Annotated in this window: 17 protein-coding genes; 2 read left to right on the top strand and 15 right to left on the bottom strand. The window is 28.9% G+C overall.

What is annotated here, in order from left to right:
• Window positions 1-3 precede the first annotated feature (3 nt).
• From FNZ64_RS01570 to FNZ64_RS01620, 11 genes are all read right to left on the bottom strand, one after another.
• Window positions 4-576 carry a xanthine phosphoribosyltransferase gene (locus FNZ64_RS01570; protein ID WP_142413129.1) on the bottom strand — a complete coding sequence of 191 codons (573 nt, stop codon included), beginning with the start codon at window positions 574-576 and terminating at the stop codon, window positions 4-6.
• A gap of 169 nt (window positions 577-745) precedes the next feature.
• Window positions 746-2,725, bottom strand: a complete 1,980-nt coding sequence (tkt, locus tag FNZ64_RS01575) for a transketolase (RefSeq protein ID WP_142413130.1) — start codon at window positions 2,723-2,725, stop codon at window positions 746-748.
• Between the two features lie 198 nt (window positions 2,726-2,923).
• On the bottom strand, window positions 2,924-3,604 hold the full coding sequence (locus FNZ64_RS01580) for an amino acid ABC transporter ATP-binding protein (RefSeq protein WP_185903679.1): 681 nt from the start codon (window positions 3,602-3,604) through the stop codon (window positions 2,924-2,926).
• Window positions 3,605-3,620: 16 nt separating this feature from the next.
• Window positions 3,621-4,262, bottom strand: coding sequence for an amino acid ABC transporter permease (locus FNZ64_RS01585; protein ID WP_142413132.1), 642 nt, complete (start codon window positions 4,260-4,262; stop codon window positions 3,621-3,623).
• Window positions 4,263-4,271: 9 nt separating this feature from the next.
• Window positions 4,272-5,069 (bottom strand): amino acid ABC transporter substrate-binding protein, encoded by a 798-nt coding sequence (locus tag FNZ64_RS01590; protein WP_142413770.1) that lies wholly within the window; start codon window positions 5,067-5,069, stop codon window positions 4,272-4,274.
• Window positions 5,070-5,426: 357 nt separating this feature from the next.
• Window positions 5,427-6,767 carry a Na+/H+ antiporter NhaC family protein gene (locus tag FNZ64_RS01595; protein WP_142413133.1) on the bottom strand — a complete coding sequence of 447 codons (1,341 nt, stop codon included), beginning with the start codon at window positions 6,765-6,767 and terminating at the stop codon, window positions 5,427-5,429.
• Between the two features lie 589 nt (window positions 6,768-7,356).
• Window positions 7,357-8,118: a tRNA threonylcarbamoyladenosine dehydratase gene (locus FNZ64_RS01600; protein ID WP_142413134.1), complete on the bottom strand. Its 762-nt coding sequence runs from the start codon at window positions 8,116-8,118 to the stop codon at window positions 7,357-7,359.
• A 43-nt stretch (window positions 8,119-8,161) separates the two neighbouring features.
• Window positions 8,162-9,259, bottom strand: coding sequence for a toxic anion resistance protein (locus tag FNZ64_RS01605; RefSeq protein WP_142413135.1), 1,098 nt, complete (start codon window positions 9,257-9,259; stop codon window positions 8,162-8,164).
• A gap of 16 nt (window positions 9,260-9,275) precedes the next feature.
• Window positions 9,276-10,901 (bottom strand): YceG family protein, encoded by a 1,626-nt coding sequence (locus FNZ64_RS01610; RefSeq protein ID WP_142413136.1) that lies wholly within the window; start codon window positions 10,899-10,901, stop codon window positions 9,276-9,278.
• A gap of 180 nt (window positions 10,902-11,081) precedes the next feature.
• Window positions 11,082-12,029, bottom strand: a complete 948-nt coding sequence (locus FNZ64_RS01615) for an SPFH domain-containing protein (protein ID WP_142413137.1) — start codon at window positions 12,027-12,029, stop codon at window positions 11,082-11,084.
• A gap of 21 nt (window positions 12,030-12,050) precedes the next feature.
• Window positions 12,051-12,479, bottom strand: coding sequence for an NfeD family protein (locus FNZ64_RS01620; protein ID WP_142413138.1), 429 nt, complete (start codon window positions 12,477-12,479; stop codon window positions 12,051-12,053).
• A 439-nt stretch (window positions 12,480-12,918) separates the two neighbouring features.
• Between FNZ64_RS01620 and FNZ64_RS01625 the strand changes: the two genes are divergently transcribed.
• Window positions 12,919-14,850 carry an NAD(+) synthase gene (locus FNZ64_RS01625; protein ID WP_142413139.1) on the top strand — a complete coding sequence of 644 codons (1,932 nt, stop codon included), beginning with the start codon at window positions 12,919-12,921 and terminating at the stop codon, window positions 14,848-14,850.
• Window positions 14,851-15,115: 265 nt separating this feature from the next.
• Here the strand turns inward: FNZ64_RS01625 and FNZ64_RS01630 are convergent, their stop codons facing one another.
• The 4 genes from FNZ64_RS01630 to FNZ64_RS01645 form a co-directional block, all read right to left on the bottom strand.
• Complete coding sequence (locus FNZ64_RS01630; protein ID WP_142413140.1) at window positions 15,116-15,538, bottom strand: YaaR family protein; 423 nt, start codon at window positions 15,536-15,538, stop codon at window positions 15,116-15,118.
• Window positions 15,539-15,635: 97 nt separating this feature from the next.
• Window positions 15,636-17,048, bottom strand: a complete 1,413-nt coding sequence (locus FNZ64_RS01635) for an MATE family efflux transporter (RefSeq protein WP_142413141.1) — start codon at window positions 17,046-17,048, stop codon at window positions 15,636-15,638.
• A gap of 231 nt (window positions 17,049-17,279) precedes the next feature.
• On the bottom strand, window positions 17,280-19,343 hold the full coding sequence (locus tag FNZ64_RS01640) for a helix-turn-helix domain-containing protein (protein WP_142413142.1): 2,064 nt from the start codon (window positions 19,341-19,343) through the stop codon (window positions 17,280-17,282).
• A 108-nt stretch (window positions 19,344-19,451) separates the two neighbouring features.
• Window positions 19,452-20,789, bottom strand: coding sequence for an MFS transporter (locus tag FNZ64_RS01645; protein WP_185903645.1), 1,338 nt, complete (start codon window positions 20,787-20,789; stop codon window positions 19,452-19,454).
• A 982-nt stretch (window positions 20,790-21,771) separates the two neighbouring features.
• Here FNZ64_RS01645 and FNZ64_RS01650 point away from each other — a divergent pair.
• Window positions 21,772-24,441 carry a calcium-transporting P-type ATPase, PMR1-type gene (locus FNZ64_RS01650; protein ID WP_142413144.1) on the top strand — a complete coding sequence of 890 codons (2,670 nt, stop codon included), beginning with the start codon at window positions 21,772-21,774 and terminating at the stop codon, window positions 24,439-24,441.
• The last annotated feature ends 226 nt before the right edge of the window (window positions 24,442-24,667 follow it).

The raw sequence follows: 24,667 nt of genomic DNA on the forward strand, positions 1-24,667 counted from the left end.
TAACTATTTAAATATAACTTTATTATTCTCTATATTATCTAATATAGCAAGGGATTCTACCCTAACTCCTTCTTTTTCAATTTCACTTCTTCCTATTTGGAATCCTTTTTCTATTACAATACCTACTCCTACTGGTACGGCACCAGCTTGTCTTACAATATCTATAAGACCTAGGGCAGCTCTTCCATTAGCTAAAAAATCATCTATTATTAAAATTCTCTCTCCTTCTTTTAAATAATTTTTACTTACTCTTACATTATACCTTTTTTGCTTAGTATAAGAAAATACATCTGCCTGATAACATTCACTATCTAAGTTTGCACTTTGAAATTTTTTTGCAAAAACTACAGGAACATAATCGAAATACTGAGATATTATACAAGCAATTCCTATTCCTGAAGCCTCTATTGTTAATATTTTATCTATTTTTTCTTCTTTAAATCTTTCTTTAAATTCTTTTCCCATTTCATTAAACAACTTAACATCCATTTGATGATTTAAAAACATATCTACCTTTAGTATATTTCCTTCTAAGATTTTACCTTCTTCTAAGATTTTTTCCTTTAATATTTTCAAGTAACTCATCCTTTCTATATATGTATAATGAAGTGCTTTCGAAACATGCTTATTTAGATTTTTAATATGCTTTATTGAAAAAACCCCTATAGATAGTAGCCTTTTAAAAGCATACTCTATAGGAGTTTTAAACTAAAATCCTTAGACTTAGTTTGTTACTTGATCTAAATTATTTATTAACTACTTTTAATACTGTTTCAACTACATTATCTACAGTAAATCCAAATTCTTTAAATAATATCTCTCCTGGTGCTGATGCTCCAAAAGTATCTATAGATATTACTTCTCCATCTAAACCTACATATTTATGCCATCCCACAGAAGAGCCAGCTTCTACTGCAACTCTATTTCTTACAGCACTTGGTAGAATTCTTTCCTTATATTCTTTTCCTTGCTCTTCAAAAATCTCCCATGATGGCATACTAATTACTCTAGCATCTATACCTTTTTCTCTTAATACTTTTTCAGCTTCAAATATTAATGAAACCTCTGAACCTGAAGCCATTAAAATAGCATCTGGAACGTCCTTTTCACTATCCTTTAATATATAAGCTCCTTTTAAAGCCTCTTTACCTGTACCCTCTAATAGAGGTAGATTTTGTCTTGAAAGTACAAGTCCTGTTGGTCCATCCTTACGTTCTAATGCAGAAATCCAACCTGCTGTTGTTTCCCTAGCATCTGCTGGTCTAAATACAGTAAAGTTAGGTATACTTCTTAAAGCTACTAAATGTTCTACTGGTTCATGAGTTGGTCCATCTTCACCTACACCGATACTATCATGAGTTAATATATAAACTAATGGTAGTTTCATTAAAGCTGATAGTCTCATAGAACCTTTCATGTAGTCTGAGAATACAAAGAAGGTAGCAACGAAACTTCTTAATCCACCATGAAGCATAATACCGTTTCCTATAGCTGCCATAGCATGCTCTCTTACTCCAAAGTGAATATTGCTTCCGCTATTATCTTCTTTAGAGAACTCTCCTAAGCCTTTCATATTAGTATTGTTTGATGGTGCAAGGTCAGCAGAACCACCAAATAAATTAGGCATAAGTTTAGTTAATTTATTTATAACTGTACCTGAAGCTGCTCTTGTAGCTACAGCACTTTCAAAATTCCATAAATCTTCATTATTTATAACTTCAGATAGGTTTTCATTGAAATATCTTTCCCATTCCTTAGCTAATTCTGGATAAGCTTTTTTATACTCTTCAAATAACTTATTCCATGCCTCTTCTTTTTCTTTACCTAGTTTTTTCATGCTTTCTGTAAATTCTTTTACTTCTGATGGAACAGAAAAATCTTCTGCTTCATTCCACTTATAGAAATCCTTTGTAGATTTCATATTTTCGCCAACTAATGGTGATCCATGAACACCAGATGTACCTTGTTTTGGAGATCCATATCCTATTGTTGTTTTAATTTCAATAAGAGAAGGTCTTTCCTTATCTTCTTTAGCCTTTAAAATAGCCTTTTCGATTTCTTCTATGTTGTTTCCATCTTCTACATGGAATACACTCCATCCATAAGCTTCATATCTCTTAGCTACATTTTCTCTAAATGCTATATCAGTATTTCCTTCTATAGATATATTGTTAGAGTCATATAAAACTATTAATTTATCTAATCCCAATGTTCCAGCTAGGGATGATGCTTCTGATGCTATACCTTCCATCATGCAACCATCACCTGCTAAAACATAAGTATAATGATCAATTACATTATAATTTTCTTTATTAAATTTCGCTGCTAAATGTGCTTCAGCCATAGCCATTCCAACACCATTTGCAACTCCTTGACCAAGAGGACCTGTAGTTACTTCTACTCCTGCAGTATGACCGTATTCTGGATGTCCTGGTGTCTTACTTCCCCATTGTCTAAAATTCTTTAAATCTTCAATTGAAATATCATATCCAAAAGTATGAAGTAAAGAATATAGTAATGCTGAACCATGACCTGCTGATAAAATAAATCTATCTCTATTTATCCAATTAGTGTTTTCAGGATTATGATTCATAACTTTACCCCAAAGAGTATACGCCATAGGAGCAGCCCCTAATGGTAAACCTGGATGACCTGAATTTGCTTTTTCTATTGCCTCAACTGAAAGCACCCTTATAGTTTTTACGACTAATTCATTAATATCCATCACTTTACCTCCCATTATTATGCGGTGATTTACTTTATTTATTTTGTACTTTAATAATAATAAATATATTCCCATACTAATTATAAAACAGCTGGTAGAATATATCTATATATTTAGACAGTTTTTTTATATTTCCCTAAAGATTTTTAAATAATACTGTATTAGATGAAAATGCTGATAGATTCTTTTCCTGATAATTTACATAGCTCCTTGTAAAAACTCTTGAATTCTAGTGTTTTTATTATTAAAAACCTCTTCTACATAATCATTTAGTAAAATTTTACCCTTCTCCATAAAAATAATCTTAGAAGAAATATCCCTTGCAAAGGAAATTTCATGAGTCACTATTATCATGGTTATTTTATCCTCTTTTAATTCCCTTATAACTTTTAGTACTTCCCCAACCAATTCTGGATCTAAGGCAGAGGTAGGTTCATCAAATAATATAATTTTAGGTTTCATAGCTAGTGCCCTTGCAATAGCTACCCTTTGTTTTTGTCCACCTGACAAATTTCCCGGGTAATCATTCTTTTTCCCTAATAGTCCAACTCTCTCTAAAAATTTCTCTCCTATTTTAATAGCTTCCTCTTTTTTAATTTTTTTATTTAACATGGGACCTATAATTACATTTTCTAATACAGTTTTATGTGGAAATAAGTTAAAACTTTGAAATACCATGCCCATTTCAATTGTAGAATCTTTTAAAATCTTACCACTTGATATTTCTTCTAAGCCTATAATACTACGTAATAAGGTACTTTTTCCTGAACCTGATGGACCTATAATAGATACTATATCTCCCTCTTCTATTGAAATATTTATATCTTTTAAAGCCAAGTCTTTATTATAATATTTATTTATATTTTCTAATCTTAAAATCTCCATATCTCACCTCTTAATTAAAGTATCCATATTTTTTCTCTAAACTTTTAAATAAATATAAAATTAAGTAAGTTAAGATCAAATATAATAATCCTGCTATAAATAAAGGGGTTATGTCAAACTCCCTCGTTACTATTTCCTTAGCATTTCTAAGCATGTCCCCCATACCTATTACAGAAACTAAGGCTGTATCTTTTATTAAATTTATAGATTCATTGGTTATAGAAGGTATAACTCTTTTAAAAGCCTGTGGAAAAATTATATTAATCATAGTCTGCCTTCTATTTAATCCAATAACATAAGCTCCCTCATATTGTCCTTTATCTATGGAAGTTATTCCTCCTCTAAATATTTCTGTATAATATGCAGCATAATTTAATATAAAAGCTAAATTAGCTGCCATAAAAGGTGTAAACTTAATTCCTATAGTTCCTAAACCGAAGTATATAAATATTAGTTGTAAAAGTAGAGGGGTTCCCCTAAATATCCAGGTATACCCTTCTAAAACGCCCTTAATTATTCTACTACTTCCTACCTTCCCTAAGGAAAATATTAATCCTAAAGGCATAGCAACTAAGGTAGTTATAAAATATATACTTAAGGTTATATTCAATCCTTTTATTAAATATAGACTTATATTAAAAATTCTCATAATTTCTCCTAACTATTTTATAATATTTTCCCCAAACCATTTTTTTGATATACTTTCTGTAGTTCCATCCTTTTTCATCTGATCTAATATCTTATCAACCTCTTTTTTAAACTCGATCTCCTCTTTTCTAAAACCAACACCATATTGTTCCCTTCCAAAATCTTCACTTAATACTTTATAAAGTCCTGGTTTTTTAGAAATATAGTATCTTCCTACTACTTCATCAACTACAACAGCATCTATCCTTTTAGCCTCTAAGTCCATAAGTGCCTCCGTGTTTTTAGAATACTTTTTTGTTTCTACTACATCATTTGAAATTTCTTCATCCTTGCTAAAAGCTTCATAGCTACTACTTCCCATTTGTACTCCTACGATTTTTCCTTTTAACCCTTTTTTACTTCCTATATTTGACTCTTTATTAACTACTATTATTTGTTTATTTTCTAAATATGGATTTGAAAATTCTATTTGTTTTTTTCTATTTTCAGTTATTGTAAGCCCATTCCATATTAAATCTATGTCTCCATTATTTAAACTTCCTATAACCCCATCCCACTCTACAGTTTTAAACTCTACATTAAGTTTCATACGTTTTGCTACTTCCTTTGCAAGGTCTATATCAAAACCTACTATTTCTTCTTTTTCACTTCTAAATCCCATAGGTGGAAAGCTGTCATCTAATCCTACAACAAATTTCCCCTTATTTTTTATGTCATTTAAAGTGTTTCCCTTCTCTTTATTGCCACAAGCAATAAAAGTTAAAGAAATAATTACTACCATTAAAAAGTTTAAAATCTTATATTTTTTCATTTTCATCCTCTTCTCCCCTTTAAAAATTTCTACTCCTATTAAGAACATAATATTTTCAATGTCTTCTAGTCTTTAATAAAATAATCTAGAACCTTAACTATTAACCTTTTTAAGTTCCTATTTTATCTTAAAAACTTCCCTAAAATGCTCTAGAAATTAAGCTTTTAATTTTTATCTAGCAATCAATTAATCTCATTATACTTTATTATGATAAAGTTGTAAAGCATTAAATTAATAAAATAATAAGGCTGTCGTATTAAGAATAAATACTTCAATATACTGTGCTAATTTTAAATTTGCAAATCAATATATTGTATGTAGATTTCTTAGTACGACAACCCTACTTTTAAAATCAAATTATTTTGTTGTAGCTACTTCTTTTTCTAATACACCTAAAAGATTTTTTTCCTTAGGAAAACCTATTGCTATAAATACTATGGCAGTTATACACATTAAATATGGATAATGAAGATATCTCATAATTTCTATTGGTGATAGCTTTGATAGAGTAGAAGCTAGAAGTAATTGTGCTCCATAAGGAATTATTCCTTGGAAAGCACAGGAGAATATGTCTAATATACTAGCGGTTCTTGCACCACTTATACCATATTCCTCACTTACATTCTTAGCTATAGAACCCGTTATTACTATGGATACTGTATTATTTGCTGTACACAAATCCACTAAACTTACTAGAAAAGCAATCCCCAGTTCCGCACCTCTTTTGCTCTTCATTTTTTTGCTAATAATATACAACATATAATCTATTCCACCATTGTGGCTGATTATTTGAACAAGTCCCGCTACTAACATAGAAATTATTATAAGTTCTGACATTCCTAATATTCCATCATTTGCAGCTTTTAAAAATTCCCAAATTCCAAAGGATTTTGTAGCCATGCCTATAATTCCAGCTAGTCCAACACCTGTTGCAAGCACTGTAAGAACATTTATTCCTGATAAAGCTCCTACCAGTACTACTATGTAAGGAATTACTTTTATTATGTTATATTCATAATTTCCTGTTAAATTTACCTTAGCCCCCCTAGTCATAAATACTAAAATAATTGTAGTTATAACTACAGCTGGAATTACCATGTAGAGATTGATCTTAAATTTTTCTTTCATATTTGTGCTTTGAGTTCTAACAGCTGCTATAGTTGTGTCGGAAAGCATAGATAGATTATCTCCAAACATAGACCCTCCAACCACAGCTCCCATGGCTAAAGCACTAGAAACTCCTATTTTTTCTGCAATTCCCATAGCTATAGGTGCAAGTGCAGCTATAGTTCCCATAGAAGTTCCAATAGATAAGGATATAAATGAAGCTATTAGAAAAACTCCTGCGATTAAAATATTACTGGGTAAGAACTTTAAACCCAAATTTACTGTAGATTCTACAGCTCCCATGGATTTTGCTACACTGGCAAAGGCTCCTGAAAATATAAATATAAGTAACATTATTATAATGTCTAAATTCCCTGCCCCCTTACAAAACAATTCAAGTTTACTATCTATAGACTCTTTAGGATTCATTATAAATGCAACTATACAGGCAGCTAATAGTGCAATTATTACAGGCATTTTGTAAAAATCCCTAGTAATTATAGATGTAGCAAGATATAATACTAAAAATACTCCCATTGGCAATAGTGCCACTGGATTCCCTCTATTAATTTTATTTTTTTCTGTGCCCATACTTATATTTAGTCAAAATTTGACTAAATATTTCACCCCCTATACTATATTTAGGATAATTCCATAAATGAATATATCACATAACAATAAGGATAAAAAGTATTATTGTGGATATCTATAAGTAAGTTTTATCTATATACTTATCCGACATAATACGCCCTTCACATTCTATGAGAGCTACTCCTACCAAACCTAAGATTTGATTCCTACTTATCTTTAATTGAGATAAAAGATAATCAGTCCATGTATAAGTATTCTAAGATTTAATGTAAGAATTTCCTCTTAAACTTAGAGCTATCATTACTAATGTTTTATTATTGTGTCTATTATTAATATTCTGTAAAATTACAATATTTTTATATTTTTTCTCTCTTTTATATTTACAACTAGTTCATTATATGATAACATTATATCACAAATAAACTTTTAGTTATTTTTCAGAAATATGTGAATACAAAGAAAATTAACTAAAGTTTCCTCATCACACCACGTCATAAGCTTGTTCAGTGCCCCCCATTATTGTAATGGTTGAATAAGTAGTGACACAAATTATTAAAGCTCCTTACTGATAAAAGGAGCTCTTTTTTATTTAAATATATTCTTCTATTATTTCTTTTATTACTTCCCCACCTATTATCATGCCTGCTACTGGTGGAACAAAGGATATGCTTGCAGGAATTTGTCTTTTTTGCGAACATTTTTTGCTTCCTCCATTACATACACATCCTTCTTTGCATGTAATGGTTTCTTCTATTTTAGGTTTTCTAGGTAGCTCTTCTGAATAAAGAACTTTAACCTTTTCAATTCCTCTTTTTCTTAGTTCATGCCTCATAACCTTTGCAAGAGGACATACTTTTGTTTTATTTAAAGTAGTTATTTTAAACTTTGTAGGATCTAACTTATTACCAGTACCCATGGAACTAATAATTTTAATATTATTTTTATAACAATAATCTATAACTTCAATTTTAGAAGAAACTGTATCTATGGCATCTATTACATAATCTACATCCTCTTCTATTATATCCTTAATATTATCCTTATTTATAAAGCACTGAAGTGGCTTTACATTGCATTTAGGATTAATGCTAAGTATTCTTTCTTTCATAACCTCTACTTTTGCCTTTGAAATAGTGTCGTAGGTTGCAATAATTTGTCTATTTAAATTAGTAAGACAAACTGTATCATCGTCTACTAAAATTAATTTTCCAACTCCGGCCCTTGCCAAAGCTTCCGTTGCAAAACTTCCAACACCACCAATTCCTAGCACTACAACTTTGCTATTTTTTAATTTTTCTAAGGCTTCTTTGCCTATTAAAAGTTCTGTTCTTGATAATGAATGTTGTAACATAATTTTTTCCCTTCGCTTTAGTTTTTTCTATACTATAAATTTTTTATACTATGGATTTTTCTTTTATTTTTTCTTGCATATCTTTTAATTTAACTAGGCTTTGTTCTCTTATTTGCTTATTTTCAGCTTCAATTTGCTTTGTTTCGTTTATACCTTCCATTATAGTATTCCATGTGTTTTCAAGGGTTTCTATTTTAACACTAGAAGAACCCGATAACCTTGCTATATCAATACTTTGAGTTTTTATGTTCTCTGCATTTTTCATAAGTAATTCATTAGTAGTTTTATCTAATTCACTTAGGGAATCTGCTACTATTTTTTGTCTCTTCAATGCAACCGCCTGAATTACTCCATTTTTAAATATAGGAATAGTTACTATAAAAGCTGAATGGATTTTTGATACAAGCTTATAATTTCCTTTTTGAATTAATCTAATTTGTGGAGCTGTTTGAAGAGATACCATTTTTGCCATCTCTAAATCATATATTCTTTGCCTTAAAAGTTCTAGGGAATTTTTCATATTCTCCACATTTATAACATCCATTTGATCTCCGCTTGTAGCTGCCTTGCTTTCTAACTTAGGTAAAAGATGATTTACTATATCCTGTTCTATAATGTTTCCTGCTGCTATATATTTTTCAAGCTCTCTATAATAATGAACATTTTGTTCGTACATGGCATCTAACATTAAATTAACATCATTGATATCTTTTTTATATGTGGTAAGTTCTGTATATATTTTATCAATTTCTCCACCTATGGTTTTGTATTTTCCCATTATTTTTTCTATAGTTTTAGAAGGCTTGTTAAATAGCTTTTGGAAAAATCCTTGCTTTTCCTCAATGAAATCATTTTTATCAAATCTTTTCATAATTGAAGAAAGTTGTTTTATCATTTCACTAGAACCTTCTACACTGGAGGTTTTTATAGTTTTTAAAATCCTATCTGAAAACTCTGCTATTTTTACTGCTGGCTCATTTCCAAATTCTAGAATAGCATTCCCATCAGAAATATTAACCTTAGTTGTAAGGGCCATAACTTCTTTAGAGTCCTTTAATTCTTCTTTTACCTTGTTAGAAACCTCCGTCATTTCATTTTCATTTATTTCAATTATTTTGTTATCTGCATTTCCATTTTCCATGCTTTATTCCTCCTAATTAAATTCCAAAAATTCTTTGAAACAAGTTCCTCTTCCCTTTAGGCTTCCTAAACTCTAAATTAAAGCTCATTTTATCTAAGGTGTGAATATCATATAACTCCTTATATATATAATTTTCTATATCACTATAACCTGAAGGATTAAATATAAATATATCAACCCCCATATAATTTAATAAGGTCAACATTATACAATCTTCCATAGATAAATTCCCATTTTGCTCATTGTTAAATATAAGAATTTTAGGAACTTCCTCTGAATAATCAAAGCTCTGTAATAATTCTTGAAATCTCTTATCTAAATTATTTATTAAAACAGAGAATATTTCCACTTGAAAATCCCTAGCATTTTCATTTTGCTTATTATAAATAACAGGATTTAAACATAATTCCTTTATATTCTCACCCAGTGCCCTTTGAAGTCCTATTCTTAATTCTTTGTAGGGCCACCAATGTGAATTTATCATTTTATCCACATCAAAATATAAACTTTCTTTAGGATATATCTGATTTAACTTACCATACTCTAAATGTGTATACTCTATTATAGGAAGCTTATCTATAAATAATGTATTTTTTTCACTTAATACTTTATCTATACTTTTAAAGTACTCTTCTAAATCTTCATTAGTCCCAATAACCTTAGCAAATATATTAGGTATATATACAGTATTATCTGCTACTTTCCATTCAGATCTTATACTTCCTTTTTCCTTCATCCATATAAAGCTCTCTTCATATGTAGTCTTTAAAGTAACTGCTTTTACCTTATAATCTGCAAACTGCCATGGTCTATAAAAATTAGTTTCTTCATTATATAATATTTTATCTAACTCTTCTCTTGTCTCATAAGCAGTAGTAGCTATTCTATTTGTAAAACTTTCTGGTAAATCTTTCATATTACAACGCCTTGAATATAAGACTTCCCTTGAAAACGTATTATATGGATCTATTTTAGAAAAAACTTCATCCTCTTCAGTAGAAAAATATAATACATCTATTCCTAAGGTCCAAAGAAGTATTAAAAACAATCCTTCTTCTTCTTTAGCTTTCCCATAATAAATAACTTTAGGATTATATTCTTTATAATCATAGTTTAAAATTAAGCTAGGAATATATAAATTAATCCAATAAACTAAAAATGCCAAAATTTCATTTAATCTTATATCTTCCTTAATTATATTTTTATAATATTCTAAGACTACCTTTAGGTTGTTTTTTATTTGATCTTTAAAATATATATTCTTTATATTTGCAAATAAGTTATTTTCCTCTGCTTTCTGTATCAAAAAGCTTATATCATTTATAAGGTTTTCTTCCTTCATATTGCAAAGTACACTTTGAACCTTTATGCCTACATCTCTTTTAAAGCCAGACGAAACACTTAAATACAAAGTTCCTAAAAACATAAGTTCTTTGTGGGTTCTTATAATCTCATCAAAATATTCTTCTTCATTTTCCTTTATTCCTATAAATCTATAAAAATAAGCTGGAATTTTGACCACATTTGAACTAATCTTATATCCTTTTCTCTGTGTTAAAGGAGTTTTTAGTGCCTCCCAAATTTTGTCATCTAATTGTAGGTTATTTGCATTTATTTGCATATTACTTACTGTAGCTTTCATCTAAATTCACCCTTCAAATACCCTTAGTTTTATATTATATAGTATACCATATTACTTATTATTAATTAAATTAAATTTCCCCTGACCCCATTGAAAAAACTTAATTATAAAAGTTAACTTTTTATAAAACCCTGCTAAAATAAAAATTAGCAGGGTTTTAATATGTCTATTTATTTTTTACTATTTATTTTCTTTACTGCCCTTTAGCATTTCCCCAATAGCCGCTATACTACCTAAGCTTGATAGAGTTTCATTAGGTAATATTAACTTATTAGCTGGGTTCTTAGCCATCTCTTTTAGAGCATCTACTTGTTTTAAAGCTATTATAGTTTCATTTGTTCCTGATTCTATTATAGCCTTGTTTACTTTTTGTATTGCTTCTGCCTCTGCTTCTGCAATAGCTTCTATAGCTCTAGCTTTACCTTCAGCCTCTAATAGTTGTGATTCTTTAAGTCCTTCTGCTCTTCTAATATTAGCTTCTTTTGCAGCTTCAGCTTCAAGTATTTTAGCTTGCTTTTCTCCTTCAGCTCTAGCAATTTCACTTTGCTTTTGTCCTTCAGCTTGAAGAATTATAGCTCTCTTATCTCTTTCAGCCCTCATTTGCTTTTCCATAGCTTGTTGAATTTCAGCTGGTGGAATTATATTTTTAATTTCAACAGAAAGAATTTTTATACCATAAGCATCTGTTATCTCATCTATAATCTCTAAAAGCTTTGAGTTTATCTTATCTCTACCTGATAAAACTTCATCAAGACTCATATCACCAACTATGTTTCTCATGTTAGTAATAGTTGAATAAACAATACCTGACTTATAATCTTCAATATTGTATACAGCATCTCTTGGATTTAAAACTTTGTAGAATATAACATTGTCTATAGAAATCTTTACATTATCCTTAGTAATAACACTTTGAGGTTGTATGTCTAATATTTGTTGTTTTGTAGAAATTTTCTTTCTAACAAAATCAGCAAAAGGTATTGTAGTGTGCCATCCTGGTTCTAAGGTTCTATGATATTGACCAAACCTTTCAACTATATAAACATATCCTGTATTAACAACTTTAATTGATGATAAAACAGCTAATATAACTAAAACTGAAATTACTATTAATATTATAAATCCCATATGTTCTCCTCCTAATATAATTTATATTTTTTTAACTAAAAATTTATTTCCGTCTATACCTATAATTTCAAATTTCTCACCTTTTTCTATATTCCCCCCTTTATTGACTACACTCCAATATATTCCGTCAATTTTAATATTAGCCTTATTTTTTATATTTTCTTCTGCAATAAACTCTCTTCCAATATAAGTTTCTTCCATAGTTTTTAAAGCATTAACTGATTTTCTTGTTATTTTCTTTGCTGCTGGATATCCAATAATAAGTCCAATTGCACTAACTAATATAAAAGTAATAATTTGAATAGAGTTTGAAGCACCTAAACTTAAACCAACTAAGGACACAATACCTCCAATAGCAAACCATACAAATAAAATAGAACTTGTAAAAATATCTATAAGTATAGCTACTAAAGAAATACTTACCCATAATAAAAGCATCCCCCATTCCATTATTCCTCACCTCCCCTATATAAATATTACTGAAAATTTATCCCATGGCTATATGCTCTAAAACTCCCTCTGAATCTAGAAACTCTGTTTATTGATATTATAATACAGTTTTTAATCATATTTTAAAAGTTTGATTTAGACTCTTAAAGTGATATTTAATACCTCTTTTAGTTGTTTTTCTAATTATTTTATTACTTTTCTTAGTAAAGCTTTTTTATACTACATTATACTCTTACTTATAAGTTAATTATATATATGTTATTATATAATGTGTATATAATAGGCTCCTATACCTATTATAGAATAGATTGCTTATATATATTATTATATAAGTATTATTGTATAATTGTAATAAGTGCTATAATAATTTTAAAATTATATTTATCTTTTATTATATCAAAATATTTTATAATTTTGCAAAGGAAGGTAGTGAATTAACATGAAAGTTCCCTTTATAAAAGTAGCCTCTAGTTGTCCTAAAATTAAGGTATCAGAAGTTAGTTATAATATAAAAAATATAGAATCTTGCATAAAAGAAGCTTTTGAAAATAATTCTAAATTAATAGTTTTTCCTGAACTCTCTATTACCTCCTATACTTGTAGTGATTTGTTTTTTCAGCATAAATTATTAAATGAATCTAATGAAGCACTAAAAAAATTATGTGATGTTTCCTTAAATAAAGACATTTTAATTTCAGTTGGTGCACCTATTCTGTATGAAGATAATTTATATAATTGCGCTATAATTATTCATGAGGGTAAAATTCTTGGAATTGTGCCAAAGAGTTATTTGCCTAATTATAGTGAATTCTATGAAAAACGTTGGTTCAGGGAAGGTTTAGATATTAAAAATTCTTATATAGATTTAGACTTTCAAAAAGAAATCCCTTTTGGTACAGATTTAATTTTTTCATATGAAAATGTAAATATTTTCTTTGAAATATGTGAAGATCTTTGGGTTACAATACCGCCTAGTTCTTATGCTTCCTTATATGGTGCAAATATTATATGTAATCTCTCTGCTTCAAATGAATTGGTTAGTAAGTATGAATATAGAAAAGACTTAATAAAAAATCAAAGTGCTCGTTGCATGTGTTCTTATGTATATTCTTCTTCTGGAGTCCATGAATCTTCAACAGATTTAACTTTTAGTGGCCATTTAATTATAACAGAAAATGGCTCTGTATTAAATGAAAATAAAAGGTTTAATCGTGAAAATGAAGTTATATACTCTATAATAGATTTAGATAGAATTTCAGGGGAAAGATTAAAAAATACTAGCTTTAGAAATAGCAATAATTTAAATTTAAATTTTAGAAAAATAAAAGTTCATTTTAAGGATACTTCCCTTAATAACTTTGATCGTCCTATTGATAAGCATCCTTTTATACCAAAGAACGAAAAAGTTATGGAAGATCGTTGTGAAGAAATTTTAAACATTCAAAGTTCGGCTCTTGCTAAACGTTTAGAGCATACTAAAATGGATAAAGTAATACTTGGAATATCTGGTGGTCTAGATTCAACTCTAGCACTTATAGTTGCAGTTAAAACCTTTGATTTATTAAATATACCTCATGAAAATATAATTACAATTACAATGCCTAGCTTTGGAACCACTGATAGAACCTATAATAATGCTATAGAGCTTTGTAAAGATTTAGGAACTACCTTAAAAGAAATAAATATTGTAGAGGCTTGTTTAAAGCATTTTCAAGATATAGGTCATGATCCTGAAGTTCATGATGTTACATATGAAAATGTTCAAGCAAGGGAAAGAACCCAAATATTAATGGATATTGCTAATAAAAACTCTGCCCTATTAATAGGAACTGGGGATCTATCAGAATTAGCTTTAGGCTGGTGTACCTATAATGGAGATCATATGTCCATGTATGCTGTTAACACCTCAATACCTAAAACCTTAGTTAGATATTTAGTAAAATATGCTGCCTTATATTCAGAGGAATTTAAGAAATGTAAGGATATATTAATTGATATTTTAGATACTCCAGTAAGTCCTGAATTACTTCCTAAGGATAGCGAAGGGAATATAGTACAAAAAACAGAGGATATTGTGGGACCTTATGAATTACATGACTTTTTCCTATATCATCTTATGAAAGAAGGGGCTTCTCCTGAAAGGATTTACTTCTTAGCAAAAGAAGCATTTAAAGAAGTTTATGATAATGAAACCATAAAAAAATGGTTGGATAAATTTTTAGTCAGATTCTTTACTCAACAGTTTAAACGTTCAGCCTTACCTGATGGACCAAAGGTTGGTAGCATAAGTCTCTCTCCAAGAGGAGACCTTAAAATGCCTTCTGATGCTAGTTATGTAGATTTTTTAGACTATGCTAGTGGAAAATATTAATATAAAAATTACTTCATCACTTAACCATCATATGGACAAAAACATCTAATAAAGTTATTTTGAAAATATATGTAATTAAAAAAATCTAATACATCATAAGAATAAATAGTAGAAAAACCATGGATAAATAGGAAATAACCTTCCCTTTTATCCATGATTTATTTACTATTTATTTACCTGCAAGTTTATTAAAAATCTATTAGAAAATCTAGCTACTATATAATATTTATATATAAATATTTGCACTAAGGCATGTTATAAAATTTTATCTATATATATCTACTAAAAGCCCTGTAATTTCATCAATGGTAGCAGCTATGTTTAAACTCTCTTTTTCCTCTTTTAGTAAACCTTCAGTTAATTCCTCTAATTTTTGATCTATAGTCTCTACAGTAATAAAATATCCCGCTTGCCAAAAACTAATATCTTTTTTTACACTATACATATATTCTAGCACAGATTCAAGATACTCCCTTATAAGATTTTTATATGCCTTTACATCAGCATAACACTTAGTTATAGCAAGTCTATTCCCTTTTTTCTTTATACTTTCAAATAACTTTTTAAGTTCCTCTTCTGACTTCTTTTGTTTTGCAAAGTTCATACTATTAGAAAAATCTTTTTTCTCAGTAACCTTCTTAGTTTCAGTTCTTATTTCTCTACTTCCGGTAATTCTTCCTATTTCCAAAATATCACCTCAATTCTCCTATATATTTTCCCTTACTATAATTATATCTTAAACCAATAAAATCTCTATATCAATAGAAAAAAAGCATAGTTTACAACTATGCTTCTAATATCTTTCCTGAACTCTCAGATTTTTTATTCTTCTTATATTCCTTGGATTCTTTATACTCTTCATATTCTTCATGAAGCTCTCTGTTTGCTTTATTAATATAAATATACCCTGTAACAGCAGCTATAATATCTACTACTGGATAAGTGATCCATGCACCATTTAATCCCCATAACTTCACAAAAAGTATGGATACAGGTATAAATATCACTAGTTGTCTATATATAGATAAAACAAAACTTACATTAGCCTGTCCAATAGATTGGTAATAATAAGTTGCTATATAGTAAAGACTTACTATAGGGAATACAGATATACATATTCTAAATGCTCTAACAGCCTCATTTAAAAGTGCAGGATCTGTTAAGAAACTACCTATTATTTTTCTTGTAAATATCATCATGGTTCCCCATAACATAATACAAGTAATTGATGCAGTTCTAATAGTCTTTTTCACTGTTTCTTTTAATCTCTTAAAATTATTAGCTCCATAATTAAATGCAACTATAGGTTGCATTGCAGAGCTTATTCCAAGCATAGTTATATAAAGGAACATAGATATCCTAGTAATTACACCTATTATAACTATAGCTCCATCTCCCCCAAAGTCTGCTAACATATTATTTAATAAAATAGCAACTATAGCATCAGAAAATTCTATTATAAAAGTAGTAAATCCTACAGCTAATATAGTTGTACCTATGCTACCATAAAATCTAAAATTAAATCCTAATTTAAATCTACTATGAACATCTCTATAAGCATAATAAGCAACTAAGAAACTTACAATTTGTGAACCTACCGTTGCAATAGCAGCGCCTTTCACACCAATTCCAAATATTTTAACTAATATAAAATCTACTATCATATTTGATATTGCACCTATTGTAGTAGAAATAAGCATTATTTTAGTATTTCCTAGTGCTGTCATTATATAGCACATAATAAGTGTTAAGCACTGAAATATACCACCTAACAATATGATTGTTACATATTCTTTTGCCAAGGGTAAAATATTTGGAGTTGATCCGATTTTTATTAATATCCAATCTAAAAATAAAAATATAACTACTGGCAAAATAATCATTGAAATAACACCTAAACTTAAAGCACTTTTTATGGTCTTCTTAAGGTCTACATAGTTCTCTTCTCCAAGATATCTAGCAACTGTAGTGCTTGTACCAACCGCTATAAGTAATCCAGTAGAAACTAATAACTTTTGTATTGGGAAGGCTATAGTTAAAGCTCCAATAGCATTAGGTCCTACATATCTCCCTACAAAGAAAGTGTCAACCATATTATACAGCTCTAATACAAGTAAAGTTATTACCGCTGGTATGGCAAACTTTAATAAAACTTTTTCTACCTTCCCGTCAGTAAATATCCTATCGTCAATTCCCATAATATCCCTCTCCTATTATCATATTTTATATATTCAATCTTAGTATTTATTTCCATTTAATTAACCACTTCCTTTCAATACATACCTTGTAAGTTTATTATATATTCTATTTTGTTGCCCTACACTCACTTACTTGTGAATAAAATTGTACATTTTTAAGGAGTTTCTCAAAATCGTTTTTTATATATAAAGCACAAAAACACCTTTTTAAAGGTGTTTTTGTACTTTTAATTATATTTTAGGTACATTTATAGGTGTAAGCTCTATTAAAACAGCACCATATCCTTTTATTTTTGTACCTAAATGATGAACTGTATTTTTCCTACTACATATAAATTTAATCCTAGGCTCACATGCTATGCTTATTGTTTTTATCTCTTCATCATCTAGTCTCTCAGGAGAACCCATAGCTAACCATTGACTATAAACAGTATTCAACTTTTCGTTTATCTCATATATTGTTAATCTATAATCACCAGGAAGATTTGTAATATTAAGAGATATGTTTTTCTGTGCTACATTTCTTTTACCTCTTAATTTGTTTAAATTATTAAAATCTATTATCTCCTCCATAGTTTCATCATAAGTATATAAAAGAACCTGAAACTTATCTCCTTTTGATGTTGCTATATATCCATCACCTTTTTCAACTAAGGTATCACCTAATTTACTTAAATAGTAATAAGCATAATATGAAGGCTTCTTTATTCCCTGCCAAGTTAAAAGAGATTTTCCTCCCCAGAGCACTTCATTTTTAGCATTTTTACCTAAACTTATATGATCCATTGTATTTATTCCACAAATACTCTTATTATTTATCACTTTATGTACTATATATGGAAGCATATATGAAGTATCATATATAGGATTAATCTCATCTTTTATATTATAATCTATAGCTTGTAGATTATATTCTTGAAGCACTTTTAAAAGCTCTAAGCTTTTTTCTTTTGAAATCTTACTACTTATTGAATATCTCCATTTTCCAACTTCATAACTTCCACATTTATCAATAAAAAATTCTATAAATTTAACTAAAAATTCTACGTGCTTTCCTATCTCAATGTCTTCTTCCAATATTATATGAGGTCTTAATTCTATGGATAATAAAAATTCTATAATTTCCATGGCATTGCTTAAGTTTATAAAACTATTACCGGGGAAAAAGCCCATTTCTTCACAAAACCATCCCCCTATTTTTCCATATTCAAAACCTATTTCTCTTTGAATATAACTTAGTAATTTTCTATACTTTTCATTCTTAATTTCGTATGCCTTAGGCAATATAATATCTTCTTTAAACTCTTTTCTAAATTCAGAGCTTTTTTTAGAACCATCAATAGAAATCTTAATTATTCTATCTTCATAGCTAAATCTATCATAATCCTCCAAATATGACGAAAGTTCTTCTAAGGCTTCCTTTAAGTCATAATACTTTATATCTCTTATTTCTTCCAACTTTTCATTATCTATCTTATATTTTTTTCTAAATTGAATAGGAGTCATATTATAATGTATTTTAAAATGTTTATTATAATATCTTGAGTGTGAAAAACCTACTTCTTGAGATATTTCAGTTATTGTCATATCTGTATCTAATAAAAGCTTTATAGATTCTTCTACCCTAGTTAAGTTAACGAACTCCTTAAAACTTAATCCCATGGTATTTTTAATTTCATGAGATAGATAGTGAGAACTTAAAAATTCTTTTTTAGCTATATCTTGAAGACTTATTTTACTGTCATAATTATTGTATATATATTTTATTATTCTATGATATCTTTCTAGTTGCTCTTCATTTTGCCTAAGTTCTTCTTTTTCATACATAAGATAATGAAAGTTATTTATTAAATGATATAAAAGTTCAATCATAGTTTCTTCAATATATTCATCATAATCATCACTCTTTTGAACAAATTCACAAAGCAATATAGATAAATACTTTCTTAAAACCTCATATTTCTCATCGTTCTGAGTTACTTCTTCAGATGTATCCGTATAGAAAAACATATTCTTTATATCATCATAATATCTCTTAAAAAATCCAGGATCTAAATGGAACATTAAAACCCTATTATCTTCCTCTGAAAATATTCTATGAGCTTCCTCTACGTTTATAATCTCAATTTCTCTTTCCCTAACTGTATAAATTCCAGATTCTATGGTTACATTAACTTCACCTTTTAAAACCATAAGTACTTCTATAGCATCATGCCAGTGTATGGGATATTCTTTTATATTAACTAATTCAATTTTTATAGGTAAGTTATCGTAAGCTATGTATTCATTTCTCACATTATCACTTCCTTTTATTATTATTAATCCCTAATGCACTATATATTATATACTACAATAGAAATAAAAAAAACGCCGTATATCCTACGGCGTTTTAAAATGCTAGAATTAAACTGTTTCTCCAACTAAATTCTCTTGTGAATTTTCTTCTTTTACCTTAGGTCTATTATAATTCTTAGTAAATACTACTATTAACATAATAGCTGCTATAGCATAAATTGTACCTGTAACATAATAAGCAATTGAATATCCATTTGGCTTGTTGAATAGGAATTGCTTTCCTAAAATACCAGCTATTACTTGCGCAAGACCTTGTGCAACATATATTACTGCATTATATGCAGGTCTAGCTTCTTTAGTAACAAACTCCATTGGTAAAGCTTGTTGAACTGGTTGAGCTGCATTCATGAATCCTGATCTGAAGAATAATCCAAGTCCAACTGCCATAACCATATTGCCACCAAAAGCTGCACCATTAGCTATAATAAGCATAAATGGTATTGAACATAATGCTAGTCCACCTAAAGAGATAACTCTTCCTAATTTCTTAACAATCCAAGGTGATACAAATATGAATATAACCATAGCAAAATACTGATAAGAAATAAGTTGTGATGTTGTATCTCTGTCTATACCCATTCTGCTTAAGAATACTGAGAAGTATGGAGTAATTAATGATGCTCCTAATCTTATTAAGAATGAGAAAACTACATATAATATTATATATTTATTAAAGAAAGCACTCCAGTTAATTTTTTCTTTTTTACCGTCAGCATTCTTAACCTTTTTATAATCTGTATCAACTTCTTTTATAAATAAAATAGGTATAAGAGTTATTGCTGCAACCACAGCATAAATTAAAAGTGCATCCTTATGAGCTCCTACATATGCAGATAATTGTTCTGGGTTAAAATCTGCTATTTTTCCTGTTAGAGCCTTTGCTTGAGCATAATCTATGTTTAATCTAGATGCAAATCTACTTGCAATTAACTTACCGCCTGACCATGTACCAAATACCATACCAGCAATATTAGTCCATAGAGTAGTTGAGAATATCTTTTCTCTCTTTTCTTCTGAAGTATAACAACTTAAGAATGGTGATAAAATAGCATCAAACATACATACGCCTATCATAATTACTGAAGCTGCTATTGCAACTAATGTAACTGATTCAAACTTAGTAATAATAAGTATTCCTATAACAATTGATATTGGAGATAGGGCTAAAATTTTCTTATACCCTAGCTTAGGTACTACTAATAAAAGTGCTGCTCCACCATAAAAACCTATACCCATTATAATGGACATACTAGCAGCAATACCTTTTGTAGCTGAAGATGCATCTAGGAAGGTTACCATAGTATCTAAGGATACTCCCCCTAATATTCCCATAAATATATATGCAACAATAAACATCCAACTATTACGTTTAAACCTTTTATCCATTTCTTTTCCTCCAAACACATTTTGGCTTTTAATATAATTAACTTTTTTGAAAAAAATAAAACTTAAGATCATATTTCCCCTTACTGGCCATGTAAGAATTTTAATTCCATAATCAATATAGACTATTCTATTTAGAAAATCAATACTTTATAAAATAGTCAAACAATTGATTTTATTAGCCTTGATATATTTCTATTTTACAAGAAAAATATCTATATACATCTAATTTTTTTGATGAATTTTGTCATTTTCATTGTTATCTTATAATTAGGAAGATTGTTAATATTATATCTTTCAATGGTTTGTATTATGTTTATATAATTAACAACTTATAATTTACTGATTAATTTAATCAAATTAATTTAATTTTCTTGAAAGTGCCTTGTATATAAATTTCAAATTTCTTATATTTTCATGTATTTTTATGTATCTTAAGAACTTTTTTGGAATAAACAAACAGTTATTTCAATAAGTTTTTTTATTTTTTTAAGTAATTTCTATTTATTCTTATGGATATCCTTTATAATTAAGTTAATATTTTAACACTTTAATATGTTAACTATGTAAATCATATATGTTAGATATTGATTAATAATTTAATTTTTAATCTTCCTAGGGATTTTTTACTCCCTTGCTCCTAATAAAGTGGTGAATTATTCTCCAAGATTTTTACTTCCCTAATACTATAATTTTAAAAACATTGAAATATTAGAAGGAATAGTCATGATATAAATTTATCCTTTTAATATTGAATTTTCCTATTAACTTATGTTATAATTATTTTAGTTATTTTACAAAGGGGAGTAGCAAAAGCTTTTAAGCTTCAGGTTGTTCGTCATTACGGTATATCCCGGGCAACTACTCTAGGTGTTTTGTGAGTTTGCAAGACCTTTGTCTTAAGAATTACTTAGGACAAAGGTCTTTTTTAATATTCTATAATAAATTTTGTAATTATATTTAATACTATGAAAGAGGTGATTTTATGTGGTTTAGTAAAAGTACTGAAGATGTATTAAAAGAACTTAACACTGACCCTAAGCTTGGTTTAAGTTCTGAAGAAGCAAAAAAGCGTCTAGAGAAGTATGGTGAAAATAAGTTAGCTGGTAAAAAGCAAAAGACCATGATTCAACTGTTTTTCTCCCAGTTAAATGATATTTTAATTTATATACTTGTAGCCGCTGCATTAATTTCAGGATTTTTAGGAGAAGTAAGCGACGCAATTATTATTGGTATTGTTATTTTAATCAATGCTATAGTAGGAGTAATTCAAGAATCTAAAGCTGAAAAAGCTCTAGAAGCATTAAAAGAATTATCCACACCTAAAGCTGTTGTAAAAAGGGATGGTTCCCTAAAGGAAATACCATCAGAATTAGTGGTTCCAGGTGATGTAATAATTTTAGATGCTGGAAGGTATATTCCATGTGATTTAAGATTAGTGGAATCAGCTAATTTAAAAGTTGAAGAATCTGCCCTTACAGGTGAATCAGTGCCTGTAAATAAAAGCAGTGATTTAGTACTTAAAGATGGAGAAACTCCACTTGGAGATCAGAAAAACATGGCATTTATGTCTACCCTAGTTACTTATGGTAGAGGAATTGGTATAGCTGTAGGAACTGGTATGAGTACTGAAATTGGTAAAATAGCTAAAATGTTAGATGAGGATGTAAATGATCAAACTCCTCTTCAAAAGAAACTTGAGGAACTTGGAAAATTCCTAGGTTTTGGTGCCCTTGGAATATGTGCTGTAATGCTTGCGGTTGGATTATTACAAGGTAGAGATATCTTAACAATGTTCCTAACAGCTATAAGTTTAGCCGTTGCTGCTATTCCTGAAGGATTACCTGCAGTTGTAACCATAGTTCTTGCCATGGGAGTTCAAAAGATGATAAAAGAAAATGCTATCATTAGAAAACTTCCTGCAGTTGAAACCCTAGGTGCTGTAAATATAGTTTGTTCAGATAAAACAGGTACCCTAACGCAAAATAAAATGACTGTTGTAAAGTATTATGTAAATGGTACCCTACAGGATGTTAATAAATTTAATACTGAAAATAAAGCTGAAGAGTTACTTCTTAAAAATATAATTCTTTGCAACGATGCTACTTATTCTGAAGACTCTAAAACAGGAGACCCTACAGAAATTGCACTTTTAGAGGTTGGATTTAATAATAGCCTATATAAAGATGATTTAGAAAAAGAACATAAAAGAATAGATGAAATTCCTTTTGAATCTGATAGAAAACTTATGACCACAGTAAATAAATTTACTGATGAATTTTTAGTAATGACCAAAGGTGCCATTGATAACCTTTTAAAAATTTGTACAAAATACTATGAAAATGGTGAAATAAAAGATTTAACTGAAGATATAAAAGAAAAGATACTAAAAAGTTCTTATGATATGTCAGATGATGCCTTAAGGGTTCTTGGTTCTGCCTTTAAAACTCTTCCAAATTCTCATGTAGAGATAGATGCCTTAGAAAAAGATTTAACTTTTATAGGCCTTGTTGGTATGATAGACCCTCCAAGACTTGAGGTTAAAGACTCCATAGCTATGTGTAAAGACTCTGGAATTAAAACTATAATGATTACAGGGGACCATAAAAAAACAGCTTTTGCTATTGCAAAAGAATTAAACATAGCTGAAGAGGAAAGCCAAGTTATATCTGGTGCTGACCTTGATAAGATGTCTGAAGATGAATTAAAGTCTACTATAGACAACTTAAGAGTCTTTGCAAGAGTATCTCCTGAACACAAAGTTAAAATAGTAAAGGCTTTTAAATCAAAAGGGAATGTAGTTTCTATGACTGGAGATGGTGTTAATGATGCTCCTTCTCTAAAAATCGCAGATATTGGAGTAGCCATGGGAATAACAGGAACTGACGTTGCAAAAGGTGCCTCTGATATGGTACTAACTGATGATAACTTCTCAACTATAATCCGTGCCATAGAAGAAGGAAGAAATATATTTAACAATATAAAAAAATCTATACTGTTCCTTATTTCTTGTAATATAGGTGAAATAATAGCCCTATTCCTTGCAATATTACTTGGATGGAAAACTCCACTAGAACCAATTCATATATTATGGGTTAACTTAATTACAGACACATTACCGGCTCTTTCTCTAGGTATAGATCCTGGTGATCCTGATGTTATGAAAAACAAACCTAGAAATCCTGAAGATAGCTTATTTAAAGGTTCAACTTTAAGCCTAATCTTAAATGGTATTCTTATAGGATTTTTAACCTTAGCAGCCTTTGTAATTGGTGCTAGAGTATTTAGTGGAACTAAAGGATTATTCCCATTATTCCCTAAAAATATTACTGAAGATGCTCTAAGACATGCGCAAACTATGGCTTTTGTAGTTTTAAGTGTTTCTCAATTGGTTCATTCTCTAAATATGAGAAATGATAAAAAATCAATTTTCCAAATTGGCTTCTTTACAAATAGATTTTTAGTTATATCCATCTTAATAGGAATATTCCTACAAGATGTTATAATTACAGTTCCATTCTTAGCTAATATATTTAATGTTCATGATTTAACTGCTAAAGATTGGTTATTTGTAAGCGGTCTTAGTATTATACCTTTAATATTAAACGAAATAGCAAAAATCTTTAAACGAGCTAGAGAAAATAAAGTATCTTAAAGTTTGGCTGTGTTAGATAAAAATGTTGATATGAAAGTCACTACATCACTGATTCACTACGTTAAGAATTTCTATTATTTCTTCCGTAAATATTACTAAAGTTTTAAAACTCGCTATGCTCAAACATTAAAACTTTTTAACGTAATATTTACTACAAAAATAATGAAATTCTAAAACTTGTTCATAGGTGATTGCGTAACCATCATATCAACAAAATTCTATAACG

The organism is Hathewaya massiliensis, assembly GCF_902143515.1.
GTDB classification, from domain to species: Bacteria; Bacillota; Clostridia; order Clostridiales; family Clostridiaceae; genus Hathewaya; species Hathewaya massiliensis.

Bases quoted from the DNA above. Each gene is read 5' to 3' on its own strand.
- tkt (WP_142413130.1), bottom strand. From the start codon at position 2,725: ATGGATATTAATGAATTAGTCGTAAAAACTATAAGGGTGCTTTCAGTT.
- FNZ64_RS01590 (WP_142413770.1), bottom strand. From the start codon at position 5,069: ATGAAAAAATATAAGATTTTAAACTTTTTAATGGTAGTAATTATTTCT.
- FNZ64_RS01595 (WP_142413133.1), bottom strand. From the start codon at position 6,767: ATGGGCACAGAAAAAAATAAAATTAATAGAGGGAATCCAGTGGCACTA.
- FNZ64_RS01600 (WP_142413134.1), bottom strand. From the start codon at position 8,118: ATGTTACAACATTCATTATCAAGAACAGAACTTTTAATAGGCAAAGAA.
- FNZ64_RS01605 (WP_142413135.1), bottom strand. From the start codon at position 9,259: ATGGAAAATGGAAATGCAGATAACAAAATAATTGAAATAAATGAAAAT.
- FNZ64_RS01610 (WP_142413136.1), bottom strand. From the start codon at position 10,901: ATGAAAGCTACAGTAAGTAATATGCAAATAAATGCAAATAACCTACAA.
- FNZ64_RS01615 (WP_142413137.1), bottom strand. From the start codon at position 12,029: ATGGGATTTATAATATTAATAGTAATTTCAGTTTTAGTTATATTAGCT.
- FNZ64_RS01620 (WP_142413138.1), bottom strand. From the start codon at position 12,479: ATGGAATGGGGGATGCTTTTATTATGGGTAAGTATTTCTTTAGTAGCT.
- FNZ64_RS01625 (WP_142413139.1), top strand. From the start codon at position 12,919: ATGAAAGTTCCCTTTATAAAAGTAGCCTCTAGTTGTCCTAAAATTAAG.
- FNZ64_RS01635 (WP_142413141.1), bottom strand. From the start codon at position 17,048: ATGGGAATTGACGATAGGATATTTACTGACGGGAAGGTAGAAAAAGTT.
- FNZ64_RS01645 (WP_185903645.1), bottom strand. From the start codon at position 20,789: ATGGATAAAAGGTTTAAACGTAATAGTTGGATGTTTATTGTTGCATAT.
- FNZ64_RS01650 (WP_142413144.1), top strand. From the start codon at position 21,772: ATGTGGTTTAGTAAAAGTACTGAAGATGTATTAAAAGAACTTAACACT.